General features: G+C 71.0%; 16 protein-coding genes. 6 read left to right on the top strand and 10 right to left on the bottom strand.

Annotation, left to right across the window (positions count from 1 at the left end):
- Positions 1 to 53 precede the first annotated feature (53 nt).
- Positions 54 to 1,631, bottom strand: a complete 1,578-nt coding sequence (locus tag AB5J56_RS22370) for a protein kinase (RefSeq protein ID WP_369234545.1) — start codon at positions 1,629 to 1,631, stop codon at positions 54 to 56.
- A 363-nt stretch (positions 1,632 to 1,994) separates the two neighbouring features.
- Here AB5J56_RS22370 and AB5J56_RS22365 point away from each other — a divergent pair, with 363 nt between their 5' ends.
- On the top strand, positions 1,995 to 3,653 hold the full coding sequence (locus AB5J56_RS22365; RefSeq protein ID WP_369234544.1) for a protein kinase: 1,659 nt from the start codon (positions 1,995 to 1,997) through the stop codon (positions 3,651 to 3,653).
- A gap of 107 nt (positions 3,654 to 3,760) precedes the next feature.
- Here AB5J56_RS22365 and AB5J56_RS22360 read toward each other — a convergent pair whose 3' ends face one another.
- Positions 3,761 to 4,645 carry a D-alanyl-D-alanine carboxypeptidase family protein gene (locus AB5J56_RS22360; protein WP_369234543.1) on the bottom strand — a complete coding sequence of 295 codons (885 nt, stop codon included), beginning with the start codon at positions 4,643 to 4,645 and terminating at the stop codon, positions 3,761 to 3,763.
- A 242-nt stretch (positions 4,646 to 4,887) separates the two neighbouring features.
- Here AB5J56_RS22360 and AB5J56_RS22355 point away from each other — a divergent pair, with 242 nt between their 5' ends.
- On the top strand, positions 4,888 to 5,625 hold the full coding sequence (locus AB5J56_RS22355) for a GntR family transcriptional regulator (protein ID WP_369234542.1): 738 nt from the start codon (positions 4,888 to 4,890) through the stop codon (positions 5,623 to 5,625).
- Positions 5,622 to 6,938, top strand: a complete 1,317-nt coding sequence (locus AB5J56_RS22350) for a nitrate/nitrite transporter (RefSeq protein WP_369234541.1) — start codon at positions 5,622 to 5,624, stop codon at positions 6,936 to 6,938. Before AB5J56_RS22355 ends, AB5J56_RS22350 begins: the two co-directional genes overlap by 4 nt.
- An 88-nt stretch (positions 6,939 to 7,026) precedes the next feature.
- On the opposite strand, the gene AB5J56_RS22345 is transcribed toward AB5J56_RS22350, so the two are convergent.
- Entirely contained in the window at positions 7,027 to 7,851 is an 825-nt protein-coding gene (locus AB5J56_RS22345; RefSeq protein ID WP_369234540.1) for a maleylpyruvate isomerase family mycothiol-dependent enzyme, read from the bottom strand.
- Between the two features lie 155 nt (positions 7,852 to 8,006).
- On the opposite strand from AB5J56_RS22345, the gene AB5J56_RS22340 reads away from it, so the two are divergent.
- Positions 8,007 to 8,813: a carbon-nitrogen family hydrolase gene (locus AB5J56_RS22340; protein ID WP_369234539.1), complete on the top strand. Its 807-nt coding sequence runs from the start codon at positions 8,007 to 8,009 to the stop codon at positions 8,811 to 8,813.
- 16 nt (positions 8,814 to 8,829) lie between these two features.
- On the opposite strand, the gene AB5J56_RS22335 is transcribed toward AB5J56_RS22340, so the two are convergent.
- Complete coding sequence (locus AB5J56_RS22335) at positions 8,830 to 9,324, bottom strand: LURP-one-related/scramblase family protein (RefSeq protein ID WP_369234538.1); 495 nt, start codon at positions 9,322 to 9,324, stop codon at positions 8,830 to 8,832.
- Positions 9,321 to 10,319, bottom strand: a complete 999-nt coding sequence (locus tag AB5J56_RS22330; RefSeq protein WP_369234537.1) for a GlxA family transcriptional regulator — start codon at positions 10,317 to 10,319, stop codon at positions 9,321 to 9,323. Before AB5J56_RS22330 ends, AB5J56_RS22335 begins: the two co-directional genes overlap by 4 nt.
- Before the next feature lie 52 nt (positions 10,320 to 10,371).
- On the opposite strand from AB5J56_RS22330, the gene AB5J56_RS22325 reads away from it, so the two are divergent.
- The gene (locus tag AB5J56_RS22325; RefSeq protein WP_369234536.1) at positions 10,372 to 10,806 is read left to right on the top strand and encodes a cupin domain-containing protein; all 435 of its coding nucleotides are present in this window, start codon (positions 10,372 to 10,374) and stop codon (positions 10,804 to 10,806) included.
- A 195-nt stretch (positions 10,807 to 11,001) separates the two neighbouring features.
- Positions 11,002 to 12,858, top strand: a complete 1,857-nt coding sequence (locus tag AB5J56_RS22320) for an NHL domain-containing thioredoxin family protein (protein ID WP_369234535.1) — start codon at positions 11,002 to 11,004, stop codon at positions 12,856 to 12,858.
- A 51-nt stretch (positions 12,859 to 12,909) separates the two neighbouring features.
- Here the strand turns inward: AB5J56_RS22320 and AB5J56_RS22315 are convergent, their stop codons facing one another.
- The 5 genes from AB5J56_RS22315 to AB5J56_RS22295 form a co-directional block, all read right to left on the bottom strand.
- Positions 12,910 to 13,614: a DUF4232 domain-containing protein gene (locus AB5J56_RS22315; RefSeq protein ID WP_369234534.1), complete on the bottom strand. Its 705-nt coding sequence runs from the start codon at positions 13,612 to 13,614 to the stop codon at positions 12,910 to 12,912.
- Between the two features lie 141 nt (positions 13,615 to 13,755).
- Entirely contained in the window at positions 13,756 to 16,530 is a 2,775-nt protein-coding gene (locus AB5J56_RS22310) for a BTAD domain-containing putative transcriptional regulator (protein ID WP_369234533.1), read from the bottom strand.
- Between the two features lie 164 nt (positions 16,531 to 16,694).
- Positions 16,695 to 16,943, bottom strand: coding sequence for a hypothetical protein (locus tag AB5J56_RS22305; protein WP_369234532.1), 249 nt, complete (start codon positions 16,941 to 16,943; stop codon positions 16,695 to 16,697).
- Between the two features lie 80 nt (positions 16,944 to 17,023).
- The gene (locus AB5J56_RS22300; RefSeq protein WP_369234531.1) at positions 17,024 to 18,316 is read right to left on the bottom strand and encodes a M18 family aminopeptidase; all 1,293 of its coding nucleotides are present in this window, start codon (positions 18,314 to 18,316) and stop codon (positions 17,024 to 17,026) included.
- Positions 18,317 to 18,527: 211 nt separating this feature from the next.
- Complete coding sequence (locus AB5J56_RS22295; RefSeq protein WP_369234530.1) at positions 18,528 to 20,354, bottom strand: acyl-CoA dehydrogenase; 1,827 nt, start codon at positions 20,352 to 20,354, stop codon at positions 18,528 to 18,530.
- Between the last annotated feature and the right edge of the window lie 240 nt (positions 20,355 to 20,594).

Here is a 20,594-nt window from a genome sequence, read left to right as displayed (position 1 = left end):
TCCACGCGCGCGTGGACCCCATTTTCGCTGCTTCGCTCAGTGAGCCGACGCGATCAGCCGCCGCCTACACCGGTCGTGGTGCCACCGTCGGCGGTGCCGCCGTCCGCCGGGTCCGACGGCGGCGTCACCGGGTCCTCCGAGGGCGTCGGGTCCTCCGTCGGCTCCTTGGTGGTCGGCGTCGACTTCGTCGGCTCGCTCGACGGCGTCGTGGGCTCCGTCGAGGGCTCGTCGCTGTAGCTCTGGGAGGGGGTGGAGGACGGCGACCAGCTGCCGGAGTTGTTGCCCGTGCCGGTCCCGGTGTCCGTGGAGTCGTCGCTCGGCTCGTCGCTCGGAGACGCGCTGGAGTCCTTGTCCTTGGTGGAGTGCGAGGTGGTCGGCGTCGGCGTCGTGTCGGTGCCGCCGCTGCCGTCATTGCCGGCCTTGTTGAGCGCGAACGCGACGCCCGCCGTGATGGCGATCACCGCGAGGACCGCGAGGATCCACAGCTTGCCGCGGCCGCCGCCCTTGTTGCCGTGCCCCTCGAAGCCGCCGTCGTCCCCGCCGCCGTACCCGGCGGGCAGGATCTGCTGCGGGATCTGCGAGGTGCCCGAGTCGCCGGGGTGCGGCAGCACGGTGGTGCCCGCGAAGCCCGCCGCCGGAGTGTGCCGGCCCTCGTGCATGGTCACGGGCCCGGTGTTCCAGGTGCCGGTGTGGCCGCCCTGGTCGTACAGCATCTGCAGCCCGTACTGGACGAGGCCGCGCATCTCCTCGGCGGTCTGGAAGCGATCGTCCGGCTCCTTGGCCAGCGAGCGCATGACAAGGCCGTCGAGCTCCGGCGGGGACACGCCGTCCGAGGTCTGGGACGGCGGTACCGGCATGTCCTGGACGTGCTGGTAGACCACCGACAACGGTGTCTCACCGGTGAACGGGGGCCGCAGCGCGAGCAGTTCGTAGAGCAGGCAGCCGGTCGCGTACAGGTCGGAGCGGTGGTCGACGGCCTTGCCGAGCGCCTGCTCCGGGGAGAGGTACTGCGGCGTGCCCATGACCATGCCGGTCTGCGTCATCGTGGACTGCGCGCCGTGCAGGGCGCGCGCGATGCCGAAGTCCATCACCTTGACCGCGCCGGTCTGCGTGATGATCACGTTCGCGGGCTTGATGTCGCGGTGCACGATGCCGTGCTGGTGGGAGTAGGCGAGCGCCTCGAGGACCCCGGAGACGATGATCAGTGCCTGCTCGGGCCCGGGGGCCTCGGCGTTGAGCAGCAGGTCGCGGATCGTGCGGCCCTCGACGAGCTCCATCACGATGTACGGCACGACTCCGTGGCCGACCGCGTCCTCGCCGGAGTCGTACACCGCGACGACCGCGTGGTGGTTGAGTCCGGCCACCGACTGGGCCTCGCGCGTGAAGCGGGCCTTGGAGACCGGGTCCTCGGCGAGGTCGGAGCGGAGCAGCTTGACCGCGACGGTGCGTCCGAGGCGTACGTCCTCGGCCGCGAACACCTCGGCCATGCCGCCCCGGCCGAGTCTGTGGGTGAGCCGATACCGGCCGTCCCCGACCAGTCCGCCGTTACCCCACATCTCCGGCGCATCTGACATACCGCCGCCAGTCGCCTCGGGGTCGGACGGGCCCTGAGCGCGCTGCTGCTGTGCCATCAGTCCTCGCCGTCGTTTCTGCCCGCGGTCTGCGCGGTGGTTGTTACGGTCTCCGTCGGGCCACGCTACAGGCTCTGTGCAAGGCGCCGGTCCGGGTTGGAATCGAGAAGGACCGGCCATCAAACCCGGAGCGGGGCCTGTCGTGCAAATTCTGTGTACCGGCCGTACGCCACCTGTAACGCTTCCGCGACGCTTCTTTCTCAGACGGTCACGGAACGGGCACCGAGCTTGACGTGTCAGTGGCCTACGGCAGACTTGGGCCGGAATAAGCCAATGGATCACGGACAATGGGCCGTTGATCATGGAGATACGGGACGCGGGAGCAACCAGCCGCGGCCGCCGCGCCGATGGGGGACGCAGAAGATGAGCCAGGACGGCGCACAGGGCCGGTACGCGGGGCGTGCGGTCGCCGGCGGCCGCTACCAGCTGCGTGATCTGCTCGGCGAGGGCGGCATGGCCTCGGTGCACCTCGCGTACGACTCGGTGCTCGACCGGCAGGTCGCGATCAAGACGCTGCACACCGAGCTCGGGCGGGAGCAGGCCTTCCGCGAGCGGTTCCGCCGCGAGGCTCAGTCCGTGGCGAAACTCACGCACACGAACATCGTCTCGGTCTTCGACACCGGCGAGGACGATCTCGACGGCATGACGACGCCGTACATCGTCATGGAGTACATCGAGGGCAATCCGCTCGGCTCGGTGCTCGACGCGGACATCCAGCAGTACGGCGCCATGCCCGCCGACAAGGCGCTGAAGATCACCGCGGACGTGCTGGCCGCGCTGGAGATCAGCCACGAGATGGGCCTGGTCCACCGGGACATCAAGCCGGGCAACGTGATGATGACGAAGCGCAACGTCGTCAAGGTGATGGACTTCGGCATCGCCCGCGCCATGCAGTCCGGGGTCACGTCGATGACGCAGACCGGCATGGTCGTCGGCACCCCGCAGTACCTCTCCCCCGAGCAGGCGCTCGGCCGGGGCGTGGACGCCCGCTCCGACCTCTACTCGGTCGGCATCATGCTGTTCCAACTGGTCACCGGGCGGCTGCCGTTCGAGGCGGACTCGCCGCTGGCGATCGCGTACGCGCACGTCCAGGAGGAGCCGGTGGCTCCCTCCTCGATCAACAGGTCCCTGCCGCCGGCGGTGGACGCGCTGGTCGCCCGTGCGCTGAAGAAGAACCCGAACGAGCGTTTCCCCAACGCCGAGGCGATGCGCGACGAGTGCCTGCGGGTGGCCCAGTCCTTCCAGGCCGCCGCGCCGAGCATCGTGCCGGGCGCCCCGACGGCGAGCGGTGCGGGCGTCGGCTCCGCCGTGTTCCCGCCCGTCGACCAGACGGCGCCGGGCCCCATGGGCCAGGTGCAGACGCCGTACCAGCCGGGCCCGTACGGCACCCCGACCCCGCCGCCCGCCACTCCGGCCCCGTCGTACGGCTACCCGCAGCAGGGCGGCTACCAGCCCCCGGCGCAGACCTCCGCGTACGCCCCCCAGCAGGGCGCGTCGACCCCGCCGCCGTACAACCTCACACCGCAGCCCACGACCCCGCACTCGAGCGGATCGGGCGGCTCCGGCAGTGGCAAGAGCAACAAGCCGGTCATCATCGGCTCCATCCTGGTCGCCGTCGTCGCCATCGGCGGCCTGATCACCGCCCTCACCCTGAACGGCGGCAGCGACGACGACAAGGGCGGCAACAGCGCGAGTTCCAGCTCCAGCGCCTCGTCCTCGCAGGCGTCGGGGCACCGGGGGCCGGACACGACGAAGACCATCGAGACGGCCAAGTGCACCGACCCGGTCGAGTCGTACAACGACCCGGACAAGATCGAGGTCCCGGACTTCACCTTCAAGAACATCGACTCGGTGAAGGCCTGCATGCGGGCAGCGGGCTGGACGTGGACGATCAAGCACCAGGACGAGAACACGTACGGCGAAGGCACCGTCATGGCGCAACTGCCCATCGGCGGAACCGATGAGGACCCGAAGAACATGCCGGACATCCAGCTCTTCGTCTCGACGGGCGACCCGGCCTAGGGACCTGTCGACGGGCGACCGGGCCCAGGGACTTTCGCGGTCCCGCACGAACGGCAGAAGGGGGCCGACCGCGACGAGCGGTCGGCCCCCTTCCCCGTGTGCGTGACCTACAGGGCGAAGCCGTAGTTCATGATCTTGGTGGCGTCCGACTCGCGGGCCGGGATGGACGTGGAGGCGAGGACGGTGCCGATGACCGTCTTGCCGCCCCGGGTGGCGGCGAAGACGAGGCAGTACTTGGCCTCGGGGCCGGAGCCGGTCTTCACGCCGATCGCACCGCTGTAGCTGCTGAGCAGCCCGTTGGTGTTCTTCCACGTGTCCATCGTGCGGATGCTGCCGGTCTTGGTGACCGTCTTCGCCTGGTACGCCTTGGTCTTCACGACCGTGCGGAACGTCGAGTTCTTCATCGCGCTGCTGGCGATCTTCGTCAGGTCGCGCGGCGTCGAGTAGTTGGCGCCGTTGCCGATGCCGTCGAACGAGTCGAAGTGCGTGTTGTGCAGGCCGAGGCTCGTCGCGGCGGTGTTCATCTTGCCGATGAACGACTTCACGCGCGCGGCACGCGTGGTGCCCGAGCCGTACTTGTCGGCCAGCGCGTACGCGGCGTCGCAGCCGGACGGCAGCATCAACCCGTACAGGAGCTGGCGGACGGTGACCTTGTCGCCGACGATCAGGTGGGCCTGCGAGGCGTTGTTGGCGACCACGTAGTCGCTGTAGGCCTTCTGGATCGTGACCTTGGCGTCGAGGTTCAGGTTCGACTGGGCCAGGACCACCTTGGCGGTCATGATCTTGGTGGTGGAGCCGGTCGACCGCTTGGTGTCCGCGGCCTTGGTGTAGAGCGTGGTGCCCGTGCCGTTGTTCATGGCGTAGCCGCCGACAGCGGCGATCGTGGGCTTGGTGACGGCGGTCGCGGGAGTCGCGCCGAGGGTTCCGGCCGCGATCAGCGCGCCCGTGGTGATGACGGTGGCGGCAGCTCTACGGAGGCGCACACCCTGCATGCCAGTTATCAAGTCGAGTACCCCGAATACGTTAAATGCCCCAAGAGTGCGGCCACATGGGGATGCCGCTTCTCCTCTGACACGTAAGTAGCACGAATGGTTGTGCGGTTCGTGGGCGGGGTCCGAGTTGAAGGGATTGAAGGGAGGGGGAGAAGAGGCGCATGGGGTCCGTTGCGACCTCCGTGAAGTCCGGATATTGGACGGGTGCTGCCATGCGTACGTGTTGTATCTATGCTGTGCGCATGCCTGCCGTCGCCCCCGTGTCTTCCGCGCCCGCCGAGGGTGAAGTCTCCGCCGAGTCGACGGGATCTGCCGGTCCCGCCGGTGCTGTTGTTCCCGCCGTGAAGCAGCCCCCCGCCGCCGAGCGCGTCTACGCGCACGTCAAGCAGGGTGTCCTGGAGCGCCGCTACGAGGGCGGGACACTGCTCACCGAGGGCGAGCTGGCCGAGGCGGTCGGGGTCTCGCGCACCCCGGTCCGCGAGGCGCTGCTCAAGCTGGAGGTCGAGGGGCTGATCAAGCTCTACCCGAAGAAGGGCGCACTCGTCCTGCCCGTCTCCGCCCAGGAGATCGCGGACGTGGTCGAGACCCGGCAGCTGGTCGAGGAGCACGCGGCGCGCAAGGCCGTCCCCGCCGCCCCGCAGCTGATCGCCCGGCTCGAGGAGCTGCTGGCGAAGCAGAAGGAGCAGGCCGCCGCCGGGGACCTGGCCGGCGCCGCCGTCACCGACCGCTGCTTCCACGCCGAGATCGTCCGCAGCGGAGGCAACGAGATCCTCTCGCGGCTCTACGACCAACTGCGCGACCGGCAGCTGAGGATGGGCGTCGCCGTCATGCACGCCCACCCCGACCGGATCACCAAGACGCTCACCGAGCACGAGGAGATCCTCGAAGCGCTGCGCTCCGGCGACGCGGAGGCGGTTGTCGGCATCATCCACCGGCACGTCAGCTGGTTCTCCAACCTGGCCCGGGGCGAGGTCCGATGAGCTTCCCGAAGAGTTCCGGGGGGTCCGTCGCCCTCCCCGGCGATCCGCCCGGCGGCCGCCGGGCCGTCGCCGTCTGGGGCATCGGCGTCTCCGTCTACTTCGTCGCCGTCATCTTCCGTACGTCACTGGGCGTGGCCGGACTCGACGCGGTGGACCGCTTCCACGTGGGCGCCTCCGCGCTCTCCACCTTCTCGATCCTTCAACTGCTCGTGTACGCGGGCATGCAGATACCCGTCGGCCTGCTGGTCGACCGGCTCGGCACCAAGAGGGTGCTGACCATCGGCGTCGTGCTGTTCACGGCGGGGCAGCTGGGCTTCGCCTTCTCCGCCTCGTACGGCATGGCGCTGGCGTCGCGCGCGCTGCTCGGCTGCGGCGACGCGATGACCTTCATCAGCGTGCTGCGGCTCGGCACCCGGTGGTTCCCCGCCCGACGCGGCCCGATGGTCGCGCAGTTCGCCGGTCTCGCGGGCATGGCGGGCAACCTCGTCTCGACGCTCGTCATCGCCCGGCTGCTGCACGGCGTGGGCTGGACGGCGGCCTTCGCGGGCAGCGCGGCCGCCGGCGTGGTGGTCCTCGTACTCCTGCTGCTGTTCCTGAAGGACCACCCCGAGGGCCACGAGCCCGAGCCGTTCCCGCACCGGGGTGCCGCGTACGTCCGCCGGCAGATCCTCGCGTCCTGGCGGGAGCCCGGCACCCGGCTGGGCCTGTGGGTGCACTTCACGACACAGTTCCCGGCGATGGTGTTCCTGCTGCTGTGGGGGATGCCGTTCCTCGTCGAGGCGCAGGGGCTCTCGCGGGCCACGGCCGGTGAACTGCTGACGCTCGTCGTCCTGTCCAACATGCTGGTGGGACTGGTCTACGGGCAGGTCGTGGCCCGGCATCACGCGGCGCGGCTTCCGCTGGCGCTCGGCACGGTGGCCGCGACCGCCGTCGTCTGGGCCGGCGTGCTGGTGTACCCCGGGGAGCACGCGCCGATGTGGGTGCTCGTCGTGCTGTGCACGGTGCTCGGGGCGTGCGGGCCCGCGTCCATGATCGGGTTCGACTTCGCGCGGCCCGCCAATCCGCCGGAGCGGCAGGGGACGGCGTCCGGGATCACCAACATGGGGGGCTTCGTGGCCTCCATGACCACGTTGCTGGCGATCGGGGTGCTGCTGGACGCCACCGGTGACAACTACCGGATCGCCTTCGCCGCGGTGTTCGTTCTTCAGGCGGTGGGGCTGAGTCAGATCTTCCGGTTGCGCGGGCAGGCGGCTCGGCGGGAGCGGGAGCGGCTCGTCGCCAGTCGGGTGGAGACGGTGCACGTGCCGGCGTAGGCGCCCGGGGGCGGTGCGGAGCGGGCGGGGTGCGCGAATCGGCGCCTACGAGATGCCGCCTGCGCCCACCCGTGCCGCCGCAGGCTGCCTACTTGGTCACCGCGAAGTTCCGCAGGATCGCGCCCGCCAGATCCGGGTCGCCCTCCGTCTTGATGCGGTCCGCGACGGCGTCGGGGGAGACGCGGCCGCAGGCGAGGCGGACGTAGGTCTCCCAGTCGAGGGTGAGGGTGGCGGCCGGGCCGAGGGAGGGGGCGCCGTCGACCGAGCCGTTGCCCTCCGCGTCGACGCGGACCGTGCGGAGGAACTCGACGGGACCGTGGACGTCGAAGACGACCGCCGAATTCGCGGGCGCACCGGCGTCCTTGGCGACCACCCCGGCCAGCGCGGCCAGCAGCTCGTCGCGGGCGATGTACGCACCCGGCGAGTCGAGGTTGCCCGGGCGGCCCAGCGCCGCACGCAGGTCCTGCTCGTGCACCCACACGTCGAACGCCCGCTCCCGCATGGCCTCTTCGAGGGTCCACTCGCTGCCGAGCGGGCCGCGCACCTTCTTGTCCGGCAGCCGCGACTCGTTGCGCAGCTGGCGGTTGCGGCGGATGACCGTGTACTCCAGCTCCGACGTCATCTCCGGCGCCGTGTGATGGCGGCGGACGTCGACCTGCATCTCCATGTACCGCTGGTGCTCGTTCGTCACGTGGTAGAGGTCGCGCGGGAGCGTGTGGATGGGGCGCGGGTCGCCGAGCATCTCGCAGTCGAGACCGATGACATGGGAGACGATGTCGCGCACCGACCAGCCGGGGCAGGGCGTCCGCCGGTTCCACTCACCCTCGACCAGCGGCGTGACCAGCTCGGTTATCGCTTCGATCGAGTGGGTCCAGGCGTCGGCGTAGGACTGAAGGCTGGGATGCAGACTCACGGAACGGGACCCCTCGGGCGGTTGGTACGCGGGCAGTGCACGGGCAGCGGGTGTCTTGAAACGCTAAGTTACGCTGCTGTGAGGCACCCCGGCAGTGCTTTGGTGTGACGATCGTAGGCCTGTATGGACGGCTCGAATGCCAGGACGGTGGTAGTGTGCGCGCCTCTCTCATCCAGATCGCCGTAGACGAGGGTGAATCGGTCGATTCCCGCAGGCAGCGCGTGGCGGCTCTGGTGCGGGACCACGTACGCGAACAGGGCGGAGTCGATCTCGTCGTCCTGCCCGAGCTGTGGACGACCGGCGCGTTCGCCTACGAGGCGTTCGCCGCGGAGGCCGAGCCGCTCGACGGGCCCACCCACGAGTTGATGGCGAAGGTGGCGAGCGACGCGGGCGTCTGGCTGCACGCGGGCTCGATCCCCGAGCGGGACCCCGAGGGCCCCCTCTACAACACCTCGCTCGTCTTCTCGCCCGCCGGTGAACTCGCCGCCGCGTACCGCAAGATCCATCGCTTCGGCTTCGACAAGGGCGAGGCCGTGCTGATGGGCGCGGGCACGGACCTGGTGACCGTCGCGCTGCCAGAGACCACCCTTGGCATCGCCACCTGCTACGACCTGCGCTTCCCCGAGCTCTTCCGCGGGCTCGTCGACGCGGGCGCCGAGACCCTCGTCCTCTCGGCGGGCTGGCCCGAGCGGCGCCGCTCCCACTGGACGCTGCTGGCACAGGCGCGGGCCGTGGAGAACCAGGCGTTCGTGCTCGCCTGTGGAACGGCCGGTACGCACGCGGGAGTTCCCCAGGCCGGGCACTCGATCGTGGTCGACCCCTGGGGCGAGGTCCTCGCGGAGGCGGGCGGTGACGAGGAGATCCTCACGGTCGAGTTCGACCCCGGGAAGGTCGCCGAGACCAGGGAACAGTTCCCGGCACTGAAGGACCGGCTGCTGGGGCTGGCGACGCCCCGCCGCTGACCTGGGGCCGAGCCCGTCAGTCCTCCCCGCGCTCCTTCTCCGCCAGGTGGATCACACACACCGCCACCGCGATCAGCAGCGCCGGGTCCGCGTCGTCGCGTACGACGTCGACGCCGTACGTCTCCCGGACGTGCAGCCAGCGGCGGGAGATCTGGGCGAGGAGTTCACCGTCGTAGTCGACGGCGAACTCGCGGTCCAGGATCTTGCCGCTGACGTCGAGTTCGGTGCCGTCGACCAGGCACACGCGGTAGTGGTTGCGCAGCAGGGAGAGCCGCTTGCGCTTGATGGTCGCGAGCGGGTCACCGTCCCGCTCGATGATCATCGTGTCGCGCAGCGCGAACATCTTCTGGTGGATGTCGATGAGGACCCGCCCGTGCGTGTCCTTCAGCTCGAAGGTGTCGCGCAGCCGCATGGCCTTGCCGTCGACGAGGAAGACCTTGTCGCCGTGGTCGTTCTCGATCCAGTAGTCGTCGCCGAAGCCGAGGAGCCGGTCGCGTACCAGGAATCTCATACGGCGAGCCCTTCCCCGGCAGCCGGTCCGAAACGCCGCCGATAGGCCGACGGGCTGAGTCCCGTCTCCCGCCGCAGCCGCGCCCGCAGGTTCGCGGCGCTGCCGAGACCGCTGCGGGCGGCGACCACGTCGAGCCGCTCCTCGCCGCGCTCGATCAGCCGGCAGGCCAGCGCGACCCGCTCCCCGGTGAGCCAGGCCAGCGGGGTCGTGCCGAGCTGGGCGCGGAAGCGGCGGTGCAGGGTGGCGGGGGAGACCGCCGCGCGCTCCGCCAGGTCCACGACGGTGAGTGGTTCGCCGATCCGCTCCTGGGCCCACGCCAGCAGCGGCGCGAGGGACTCGTCCGGTACGTCGGGTACGGGCCGTTCCACGAACTGCCGCTGTCCGCCGTCGCGATGGGCCGCGAACACGAGCCTGCGCGAGACCGCGTTGGCGATCTCGGCGCCGTGGTCCCGCCGTACGACGTGCAGGCCGAGGTCGAGTGCCGAGGCGCTGCCGGACGCGGTGAGGATGTCGCCGTCGTCGACGAAGAGGACGTCGGGCTCCAGGCGGACCCGGGGGAAGCGGGACCGGAAGGACTCGGCCCACATCCAGTGACAGGCCGCGCGTCGCCCGTCGAGCAGCCCCGCCTCGGCGATGGTGAACGCGCCGGAGCAGAAGCCGATCAGCCGTGCGCCTCGCGCGTGCGCCCGGCGGACGGTGTCCAGGACCTCGCGGGAGCGCGGGGCGTCGGTGTCGGGGCGGTTCGGCACGATCAGCGTGTCCGCGTCCTCGGCCGCCGCCAGCCCGGCGACCCCGGTGAGCGTGAAGAACCCGTCCCGCATCCGGGTCAGCTCATCCGCCGCGCAGAGCGTGAAGTCGTACAGCTCACGGCCGAGTTCGGGCCGCCGCAGTCCGAAGACCTCGATGGCGCAGCTCATCTCGAAGGGGTTGGAGTTCTCGTCGACGATCAGGACGACCCGGTGCGGGCCCGTCCGCTGAGAGGATCCTTGCGGCATATGCGATTTCTAGCACTCGTACGGGCGCCGGACCACCGCCGAGGATGACGGCATGACCACCGAACCCACCTCCAAGAGCCCCGGACCCACCTCCACAAGCCCCGAACCCGTCTCCCTGGCCGAGGCCCTCGCCTCCTTCGACGACCTGTGGAGTCCCCGCATCGTCACCGCCGTCAACGACTACGACGTACGCGTCGCCAAGGTCGAGGGCGAGCACCTCTGGCACACCCACGACCACACGGACGAGTTCTTCCTGGTGGTGGAGGGCGAACTGCACATCGCGCTCCGGGAGACGTCCGGCGAGCGCACCGTCGTCCTCCCCCGGGGCTCCGTCTTCACGGTCCCGCGCGGCACCGAGCACAAGCCGAGCGCCCCGTCCGGCGCCTCGATCCTGATGTTCGAGCCCACCGGCACCCTCACAGTCGGCGACCGCCACGACGAGATCCCCGACCACGTGGACGCCACCACGGGCCACGCGCTGAGCTGAGAGCCTGTGTCACATCCCCGGCCGGGCGCCCGCCGCCTGGCACGCACGCTCGCCGCGTTGCCGAAACGTCCTAGTAGCTCCGCTACGAGGACGCTCCGGCGCCTTGCGATCGCACGCACCAGACGACGTGCGCTGATCCGGCCGGGGATGTGACACAGGCTCTGACTGTCGGTGGCGGGTGGCACCCTTGTTTTCATGAACGACTCCGCCCCGGCACCCGCACCCCGCCGAGCCCGTGTCCGCGCCCCCGAGCTGATCGGCAAGGGCGGCTGGCTGAACACGGGAGACGCTCAGTACACCCTCGCCGACCTGCGAGGACGTATCGTCATCCTGGATTTCTGGACGTTTTGCTGCATCAACTGTCTGCATGTCCTGGACGAGCTGCGGGAGCTGGAGGAGAAGCACCGGGACACGGTGGTGATCATCGGGGTGCACTCGCCGAAGTTCGTCCATGAGGCCGACCACCGGGCGGTCGTGGACGCCGTGGAGCGGTACGGCGTCGAGCACCCCGTCCTCGACGACCCCGAGCTCGCCACCTGGAAGCAGTACGCGGTGCGGGCCTGGCCGACGCTCGTGGTGATCGACCCCGAGGGGTACATCGTCGCGATGCACGGCGGCGAGGGGCATGTGCACGCCATCGAGAAGCTGGTGCAAGGACTGGAGACCGAGCACGCGGCGAAGGGCACGCTACGGCGCGGGGACGGGCCGTACGTGGCGCCGGAGCCCGAGCCCACGGTGCTCCGCTTCCCGGGCAAGGCGCTCGCCCTGCCGAACGGGAACTTCCTGGTCAGCGACACGACCCGGCATCAGCTGGTCGAGCTGGCGGCGGACGGCGAGAGCGTCGTGCGGCGGATCGGCTCCGGGGTGCGCGCATTCGCGGACGGTACGGCCGAGGCGGCCGGGTTCAGCGAGCCGCAGGGGCTGGCGCTCGTCGAGGACGGGACCGCGGTCGTCGTCGCCGACACCGTGAACCACGCGCTGCGCCGCCTCGACCTCGCGAGCGGTGACGTGACGACGCTCGCCGGGACCGGGCGGCAGTGGTGGCAGGGCTCGCCGACGTCCGGGCCCGCGCGCGAGGTCGACCTGTCCTCGCCGTGGGACGTGGCCGAGTTCGGCGGCCGGGTGTGGATCGCCATGGCCGGGGTGCACCAGCTGTGGGCGTACGACCCGGCCGACGGGACCGTCGCCGTCACGGCCGGTACGACCAACGAGGGGCTCGTGGACGGGCCGGGCGACGAGGCCTGGTTCGCACAGCCCTCCGGGCTCGCCGCCACCGCCGACCGGCTCTGGTTCGCCGACTCCGAGACGTCGGCCCTGCGCTGGGTGGACCTCGAAGGCGCCGTGCACACCGCCGTAGGCACCGGCCTCTTCGACTTCGGGCACCGGGACGGTGCCGCCGAACAGGCCCTGCTCCAGCACCCGTTGGGTGTCACCGCGCTGCCCGACGGCTCGGTCGCGATCAGCGACACGTACAACCACGCGCTGCGCCGCTACGACCCCGCGACCGGCGAAGTCACCACGCTGGCCACGGACCTGCGGGAGCCGAGCGACGCCGTCCTCGTCGGGGACGACATCGTGGTCGTCGAGTCCGCCCGGCACCGGCTGACCCGGCTGCGGCTGCCCGAGGAGGCCGTACGGGTGGAGTCGGTCGCCCATCGCACCCAGCGCGCGGCGACCGAAGTGGCCGCCGGCGCTCTCCGGTTGGACGTGGTCTTCCAGGCCCCGGCAGGGCAGAAGCTCGACATCCGGTACGGGCCCTCGACCCGGCTGCTGGTCTCCTCCACCCCGCCCGAGCTGCTGCTCGGCGGCGAGGGCGCGGGGACCGATCTCTCCCGCACCCTGGAGCTGAACCCGGCGGTGGCGGAGGGCGTCCTGCACGTCTCCGCGATGGCCGCGTCCTGCGACGACACTGCATCCAATAGCGGCTCCGCCGCGGGTGCCAACGCATACCCGGCGTGCCATGTGCACCAGCAGGACTGGGGTGTTCCGGTCCGCCTCACCGAGGGCGGTGCGGACCGGCTTCCGCTGGTGCTGGCAGGCATGGACGGCTGAGTCGGGGGATGGCTCAGCCGTCCATGCGGCTTGTGGACGGCTCCGTACGACTCAGAAGTTGTACGGCTTGGCCGTGTTCCAGTTGGTCACGGCCAGGTCGGGGCCCGAGGTGACGCTCGACTTCAGCTTCTGCGTCACCAGGTTCTGGGGGGCCGAGTCGGTGCTGCCGGTGTCCATCGACAGGCGCACGAGGTCCCAGGAGTCGCCGCCCTGCTTCGTGGGGTCGAGGACGATCGCCGAGTAGACCTTGTTGCCGGAGGCCAGGACGATCCGCTGGGCGGCGTTGTCGTCGCCGGAGTGCGGCACGTCGCCGTTCATCTCGCCGGGCGTGACGATCGGGATGCCCTTGACGACGCACTTGGGGCCCGTGTTGGTGGCCGTGATCAGAAGGTGCGCCGACTCGGTGCCCTGCTGCAGCTCCTCGAAGACGAAGTCGAGGTCGTTGGCCTTGCACATGGCCGTCCCGGCGGTCGTGGTACCGGCGTTCGCCGACCCGCTGCCGCCGGTGGCGCCGGAGGAGGACGACTTGTCGGCGGTCGTGGACCCGCTCGCGTCGACCGACGTGGAACCGGAGGTGCCGGAAGAACCGGTGGACCCGGCGGTCGACGACGAGTCGGCCGACTTGGTGCCCTTCGAGCTCTTCGTGTGTGTCGCGCCCGACGCGGAGTCGTCTCCGCCGCAGGCCGTCAGCGAGAGCGAGAGGGCCGCGACGGCGGCGAGGGCGAGGACGGTGTTCTTGCGGAGTGCGGTACGCATGATGGTGTTTCCCCCGTGGCAACGGGCTGCTCCCGCTGTGCGGCGGGATGCCCGTGGAATGGCTTGTGCGGTCTGAAGTCCGCATTGCTGCGGCCCGGAGACAACCTTGCCGAGCGGGGTCGCCGTTTCGTCGCCCTCGCGCTATCGCCCCGTCGCCGTTCCGTTGCCGTACCCCCTGAGCTGGGCATTCGCGTCGCGTACGGCCTTGTCGAAGCCCCGTTCGGCGGCCTCGTCGCGGGCTTGGAGGAAGGCGGCGCGGGCCTCCTCCGGCTCGCCGAGCGCGGCCAGTGCGGTGCCGCGGGCGATGCGGAGCGTGACCTGGCGCAGCACCGCGAGGCCCTCGCTGCCGACGCCGTCCAGTGACAGTCCCCGCTCGGTGCAGGCGAGGAGGGCCTTGTGGTCGTCGCGGGCCAGGAGCTGGCGGGCCTGGTGCTCCAGCGCGAGGAGTTCGGTGAGGATGTCGGCCTCGGCGCGGGCCAGGTCGAGGGCGCGCTCGACATGGCCGAGGGAGGCGTCGCCCACACCGCTGCGGTCGAGCGCGATGGCGAGGTTGACCAGGGCGGTGGCCTCGCTGCACGGGTCGCCGGCGCGGGCGGCGAGGCCGGGCGCCAGCTCCAGGTGGGTGAGCGCCTCCGGCAGCCGGCCCTCCTCGGTGAGCACCCAGCCGTACAGGGCCCGCACCTTCGACTCGGCGTCCGGGTCGCCGACGGCGACGGCGGCGGCCAGGCCCTGCTCGAGCAGCGGCGCCCATTCGTCGCGTACGTAGCCGCAGATGTACGGCCACTGCAGCACCACGAGCCGCCAGGCCCGCTCGTCGAGCCCGGCGGCCCGCGCGGCGCCGGTCGCGGCGGCGAGGTTCTCGCGCTGGGCCTCGTACCAGGCGAACGCCTCGGCGCGGCCGGTGAACCGGGGAGTGCCGTGGTCCTCCCGGGCGTCCTCGGGGAGTGCACAGCAGGGGCGGTCGTCGGGCTCCGCGGCGGCGGCCGCGGCGAGGGCGGTGCGTAGGTAGTGGTCGAGGAGGCGGGGCAGCAGGTCGGGGTCCGCGCCGTTCCGGTCGGCCTCCTCGGCCAGGCGGCGCGCGTAGAGCCGTACGAGATCGTGCATCGTGTAGCGGCCCGGGGCGGGCTCGTTCAGCAGATGGGCGTCGGCGAGGCGGGCCAGGGACTCGGCCGCGGCGGCAGGCGTGGTGGCGGCGATCGCGGCGGCCGCATGGCGGTCGACCTCGGTGCCGGGCAGCGCGCCGAGAGCGCTGAACAGGTCGGTCGCGTGGCCGGGCAGGGTGCACAGGGTGAGCCGGAGAGCGGCGGCGACACCCGTGTCGTCGACCTCCAGGAGCGCCAACCGGCGCTGCTCGTCGGCGAGTTCGGCGGCCAGGTCGGCGATCGGCAGCGAGGGCCGGGCGGCGAGCCGGGCCGCCGTGACGCGCAGCGCGAGCGGCAGTCCGGCGCAGAGGTCGGCCAGCCGCGCGGCGGCGCAGGGTTCGGCGGCGAGCCGGGCCGCGGTGTCGGCGCCGGTCGCGGCGGCGAGCAGGGCGGCGGACGCGGAGGGGTCGAGGACGTCGAGGTCGATGGTGCGGGCCAGATCGCTGACGGCGAGCCCGTCGAGGCGCAGCCGGGAGGTGACCAGGGCGGCGCAGCCGGGCCCGGCGGGCAGCAGCGGGCGGACCCGGGCGGTGGCGGGGGCGTTGTCGAGGACGACGAGGAGGCGGCGCTGCTCGGTGAGCGCCCGGTAGCGGGCGGCGAGGGCGCCGGGCGTCTCGGGCAGTTCGCGTGGGGCGACACCGAGCGCGATGAGGAACTCCCGCATGACGTCGCCCGTCTCGGGCACGGCGTGGTCGCCGCTGAAGCCCCGCAGGTCGGCGAAGAGGACACCGTCGTAGCGGCCGGCGTGCTGGTGCGCCCAGTGCAGGGCGAGGGAGGTCTTGCCGACTCCCGCGGGCCCGGTGATGACGACGACGGCCTCGGGGTGCCCGGCGGCGCGGGTGAGTGCGTCGAGTTCGGCGGCGCGACCGGTGAAACCGCGGGGCGGGCGGGGGAGGAGGTCGGGGGTGACCGTCCTGTGGAGAGGGGTTGGGGGCGATATGTCAGGTTCACCGAGCGCATTCTGCGGCTCGGGCGCCACAGCAGCCGCGTCAGAGGCCTCCGCCACAGGGGCATCACCCGCCGCAGCGTCGTCTCCCTCCCCCGCCAGGATCTCCGTGTACGCCTCGCGCAGCGCCCGTCCCGGGTCCACGCCGAGTTCGTCGGCGAGGAGCGTGCGGGTGCGGTGGTAGTGGTCGAGGGCGTCGGACTGGCGGCCCGCCCGGTAGAGCGCCCGCATCAGCGCGGCGGCCAGGGACTCCCGCATCGGATGCGCCACCGACTCGGCGTGCAGCACCGCCGCGGCCTTGGCGTGGTCGCCGGACTCGTCGTAGCGCAGGGCGAGTTGCTCCACGGCGGACAGCCGCGCCTCTTCCAGGCCGTGTGCGGCCACCCGCAGCGGGCCGCTGGTGGCGATCCCGACGAGGGCGGGCCCGCGCCACAGGGACAGCGCCTCGCGCAGCATTCCGGCGGCGTCCGAGGCGTCGCGCTGGTCGCGGGCGAGCCGGACGAGTTCCTCGAAGCGGTGGGCGTCGAGGAGCGACTCGGGCATTTCCAGGACGTACGCGTGGCCGCGCGTGACGAGGTGCACGCCGTAGTGCTCGGCGCCGCCCTGTGCGAGCAGTGCCCGCAGCCGTGAGATGTGGCCCTGTGCGACGGTCCGGGCGCGTGCGGGCGGCTCCTCCGGCCAGATGGCGTCAATCAACTGGCCGAGCGGGACGGCGGTGTTGGGGCGCAGCAGCAGGGCGGCGAGCAGGCTGCGCCGCTTGGTCGGGCCGAGCGGCAGCTCGCCGCCTCCGGTGGCCACGGCGACCGTTCCGAGCAGCCGGAACTCCACGACAGCGCTCCCCCTCTGTGCTTCGCATCCCGCGCGGTGAACGGCTCAGGATACGTGGCGGTTGCAACCGTCGCGGGTCGGGATTGGTGGGCCGTGGCCGGATGGACGGGGGCGCCGCCGGGACCGGGGCTGCCGGTCCCGGCGCCCGTGCCGTCCGCCTCTCGTCACATCCCGTAGCCGTCGTTGTAGCCGTCGCGGTAGTGGTGCCGTTCCTCCTCGATCACCGGCGCGGTGGGCGGTACGACCACCCGCCTGCGCCTGGCGATACTGCCGAACGTCGCCACACCGATCAGCCCGACGATCATGAAGATGACGCCGACCAGGTCGAGGTTGACCCCCTGCATGTCCCAGTCGGTCGCGAACGTGAGGATCGCCCCCACGGCGATCAGAATGATGCACCCTCCCAGGCCCATGGGTGCTGCCTCCCTCCAACGGATGCCGAGTGGTTCCAGGAGCAACCCGGGTACCCGGCACCGCCGCAGGCATGCGGTGGCTATCCCTCCAGAAACGCCACGAGCGCGTTGGCCAGCAGGAACGGGTCGTCGGCGCCGCAGAGTTCGCGGGCGCTGTGCATCGAGAGGATGGCCACGCCGATGTCGACGGTCTTGATGCCGTGCCGGGCCGCGGTGATGGGGCCGATGGTGGTGCCGCAGGGCATGGAGTTGTTGGAGACGAACGACTGGAACGGCACGCCGGCCTTCTCGCAGGCGGCGGCGAAGACCGCGCGGCCCGAACCGTCCGTCGCGTAGCGGTTGTTGACGTTGACCTTGAGGATCGGGCCGCCGCCCGCGCGCGGGTGGTGCGTCGGGTCGTGCCGCTCCGCGTAGTTGGGGTGCACGGCGTGGCCGGTGTCGGAGGAGAGGCAGACGGTGCCGGCGAACGCGCGCGCCCGGTCCTCGAACGAGCCGCCGCGGGCGAACACCGAGCGCTCCAGCACACCGCCGAGGAGCGGCCCGTCGGCGCCGGTGTCGCTCTGCGAGCCGTTCTCCTCGTGGTCGAAGGCGACCAGGACGGGGATGTACGGCAGCTCGCCCACGGCCGACACGGCGGCGAGGGCGGCCGTACAGGCGTGCACGGACAGCAGGTTGTCCATGCGCGGGCCCGCCATCAGTTCGTTGTCACGGCCGAGGTAGGCGGGCGGCTCGATGGAGTGGGTCATCAGGTCCCAGCCGGTGACCTCGCCGGCGGCCAGCCCGCACTCCTCCTCCAGGAAGGCGATCAGGTCACCCTCGCGCGGGTCGCCGAGGCCCCAGATGGGCTGCAGGTGGCGCTGCTTGTCGAGCTTGAGCCCGTCGGTGGTGACGGACCGGTCGAGGTGGACGGCGAGCTGGGGGACGCGCAGCAGGGCGCGGTCGATGTTCACCAGCCGCGTCGAGCCGTCCCGCAGCGTCAGACGCCCCGCCAGGCCCAGGTCGCGGTCCAGCCAGGAATTGAGCAGCGGCCCGCCGTAGATCTCGACCGCGATCTGCCGCCAGCCGTGCGCCCCGCTGTCCGGCTGCGGCTTGACGCGCAGGTTGGGGGAGTCGGTGTGCCCGCCGACGATCCGGAACGGCGTGTGCGGTTCGGCGCTCTCCGGCACGTACCAGGCGACGACGGCGCCCCCGCGCAGCACGTACTTCCCGCCCTTGCTCCCGTCCCAGGCATCCGTCTCGGCCACCTGGCGGAATCCGGCCTTCTCCAGTCGCTCGGCGACGTTCGCCACGGCGTGGTACGGCGAAGGACTCGCCGCCAGGAAGGACATGAGGTCGTCGGTGTGGCCGCGGTCGAAGCGGGGGGGTGTGCGCATGGGGTTCACCTTAACGACGCGCGAAGGCCCGCTCCCCGGGATGGGGAGCGGGCCCTCGTAAGGAGGATGTGAAGGGCGGACACCTGACGGGACGGACGTGGACGGACGCGGACGGAGGGGTCAGATCCTGCGTCCGGCCGGGGTCGGGTCCGGTGTCCGGTCCGGCGTTCGCCGGGTCGGGAAGCCCTCCGCGGAGGGTCCTAGGAGGGTCCTAGAACGCGGCCTCGTCCATCTCCATCAGGTCCAGGTCCACGCCCTCGGCGAGCTTGCGCGCGCCGGTGACGCCGGGCAGGACGTTGGCGGCGAAGAACTTCGCGGCCGCGATCTTGCCGGTGTAGAACGCCTTGTCCTTCGGGGAGGCGGTCTCCAGCTTCTCGGCGGCGACGGCCGCGCCGCGCAGCAGCAGGTAGCCGACGATCGTGTCACCGGAGGCCATCAGCAGGCGGGTCGTGTTGAGGCCCACCTTGTAGATGTTCTTGACGTCCTGCTCGGTCGCCGCGAGGTCGGTCAGCATGATGCCGACGATGGCCTCCAGCTCGACGGCCGCCTTGGAGAGCTGCTCGCGGGCCGTCGCCAGCTCCTCGCCGCCCGGGCCGACCGCGAGGAACTTCTTGATGTCCTCGGCGACGGAGTTGAGGGCCGCGCCCTGGTTGCGGACGATCTTCCGGAAGAAGTAGTCCTGCCCCTGGATGGCGGTCGTGCCCTCGTACAGGGTGTCGATCTTGGCGTCGCGGATGTACTGCTCGATCGGGTACTCCTGAAGGAAGCCGGAGCCGCCGAAGGTCTGCAGCGACTGGGCGAGCTGCTCGTAGCCCTTCTCGGAGCCATAGCCCTTCACGATCGGCAGGAGCAGGTCGTTGAGGGCCTCCAGGGTGGCGGTGTCCTCGCCCGCGGCCTCCTTGACCTGGATGTCGTCCTGCACCGACGCGGTGTACAGCACGAGCGAGCGCATGCCCTCCGCGTAGGCCTTCTGCGTCATCAGCGAGCGGCGCACGTCCGGGTGGTGCGTGATGGTGACCTTGGGCGCGGCCTTGTCCATGAACTGCGCGAGGTCGGGGCCCTGGACGCGCTCCTTGGCGTACTCCAGCGCGTTCAGGTAGCCCGTCGACAGCGTGGAGATCGCCTTGGTGCCGACCATCATGCGGGCGAGCTCGATGATGCGGAACATCTGGCGGATGCCGTCGTGCTTGTCGCCGATCAGCCAGCCCTTGGCGGGGTGCTGGTCGCCGAAGGTCATCTCGCAGGTGTTGGAAGCCTTCAGGCCCATCTTGTGCTCGACGTTGGTGGCGTAGACGCCGTTGCGCTCGCCCAGCTCGCCGGTCTCGAAGTCGAAGAGGTACTTCGGTACGAGGAAGAGGGACAGGCCCTTGGTGCCGGGGCCGTGGCCCTCGGGGCGGGCGAGGACGTAGTGGAGGATGTTCTCCTCCATGTCGTGCTCACCGGACGTGATGAACCGCTTCACGCCCTCGATGTGCCAGGAGCCGTCCTCCTGCTGGATCGCCTTGGTGCGGCCCGCGCCGACGTCCGAACCCGCGTCGGGCTCGGTCAGCACCATGGTCGAGCCCCAGGTCCGCTCCACGGAGATCTTCGCTATGTGCTTCTGGACGTCGTTGCCCTCGTTGTAGAGGATTCCGGCGAAGCCCGGGCCGGAGGAGTACATCCACACGGCCGGGTTCGAGCCGAGGAGCAGCTCGCCGTACGCCCAGATCAGGGAGCGGGGCGAGGTGGTGCCGCCGATCTCCTCGGGCAGGCCCAGGCGCCAGTACTCGGAGTCCATGAAGGCCTTGTAGCTCTTCTTGAAGGACGCCGGGACCGGAGCGGTGTTCGTCTCCGGGTCGAAGACCGGCGGGTTGCGGTCGGCGTCGGCGAAGGACTCGGCCAGCTCGTTCTCCGAGAGGCGGGTGATCTCCTCGAGGATGCTCTTGGCGGTCTCGACGTCCATCTCCGCGAACGGGCCGGTGCCGTACAGCTTGTCGCGCCCGAGCACCTCGAAGAGGTTGAACTCGATGTCGCGGAGATTCGACTTGTAATGCCCCATGGCGACGGCTCCGTAAGGATCGGGGAGGTGGTGATGGGTCGGACCTGGTGCGATGCCTCGTGCGTGACCTGGTGCGACACCTGGCGCGCATCTGGTTTACGTACCAACTAGTAGCTAAGATGATGCTACCCGTCGGTAATAAGACGCAACCCCAAACCGCCCAAGTGTGAGCAGGGTCTACCTTCCGGTACCGCGCCTTAGTCCTTCTTGCGTCCCGACCGCAGTTCTTCTTGCGTCCCG

Origin of the sequence: Streptomyces sp. R21, assembly GCF_041051975.1 — a bacterium.
In the GTDB taxonomy this organism is placed as follows: domain Bacteria; phylum Actinomycetota; class Actinomycetes; order Streptomycetales; family Streptomycetaceae; genus Streptomyces.
The sequence above is the reverse complement of the archived record's forward strand: the minus strand, read 5'-3'. Positions and strand labels throughout refer to the sequence as shown.

What these genes read in the sequence shown, in the direction of transcription:
- AB5J56_RS22360 (WP_369234543.1), bottom strand. Translation starts at nt 4,645, where the DNA reads ATGCAGGGTGTGCGCCTCCGTAGAGCTGCCGCCACCGTCATCACCACG.
- AB5J56_RS22365 (WP_369234544.1), top strand. Translation starts at nt 1,995, where the DNA reads ATGAGCCAGGACGGCGCACAGGGCCGGTACGCGGGGCGTGCGGTCGCC.
- AB5J56_RS22350 (WP_369234541.1), top strand. Translation starts at nt 5,622, where the DNA reads ATGAGCTTCCCGAAGAGTTCCGGGGGGTCCGTCGCCCTCCCCGGCGAT.
- AB5J56_RS22370 (WP_369234545.1), bottom strand. Translation starts at nt 1,631, where the DNA reads ATGGCACAGCAGCAGCGCGCTCAGGGCCCGTCCGACCCCGAGGCGACT.
- AB5J56_RS22295 (WP_369234530.1), bottom strand. Translation starts at nt 20,354, where the DNA reads ATGGGGCATTACAAGTCGAATCTCCGCGACATCGAGTTCAACCTCTTC.
- AB5J56_RS22300 (WP_369234531.1), bottom strand. Translation starts at nt 18,316, where the DNA reads ATGCGCACACCCCCCCGCTTCGACCGCGGCCACACCGACGACCTCATG.
- AB5J56_RS22355 (WP_369234542.1), top strand. Translation starts at nt 4,888, where the DNA reads ATGCCTGCCGTCGCCCCCGTGTCTTCCGCGCCCGCCGAGGGTGAAGTC.
- AB5J56_RS22330 (WP_369234537.1), bottom strand. Translation starts at nt 10,319, where the DNA reads ATGCCGCAAGGATCCTCTCAGCGGACGGGCCCGCACCGGGTCGTCCTG.
- AB5J56_RS22320 (WP_369234535.1), top strand. Translation starts at nt 11,002, where the DNA reads ATGAACGACTCCGCCCCGGCACCCGCACCCCGCCGAGCCCGTGTCCGC.
- AB5J56_RS22305 (WP_369234532.1), bottom strand. Translation starts at nt 16,943, where the DNA reads ATGGGCCTGGGAGGGTGCATCATTCTGATCGCCGTGGGGGCGATCCTC.
- AB5J56_RS22325 (WP_369234536.1), top strand. Translation starts at nt 10,372, where the DNA reads ATGACCACCGAACCCACCTCCAAGAGCCCCGGACCCACCTCCACAAGC.
- AB5J56_RS22315 (WP_369234534.1), bottom strand. Translation starts at nt 13,614, where the DNA reads ATGCGTACCGCACTCCGCAAGAACACCGTCCTCGCCCTCGCCGCCGTC.
- AB5J56_RS22335 (WP_369234538.1), bottom strand. Translation starts at nt 9,324, where the DNA reads ATGAGATTCCTGGTACGCGACCGGCTCCTCGGCTTCGGCGACGACTAC.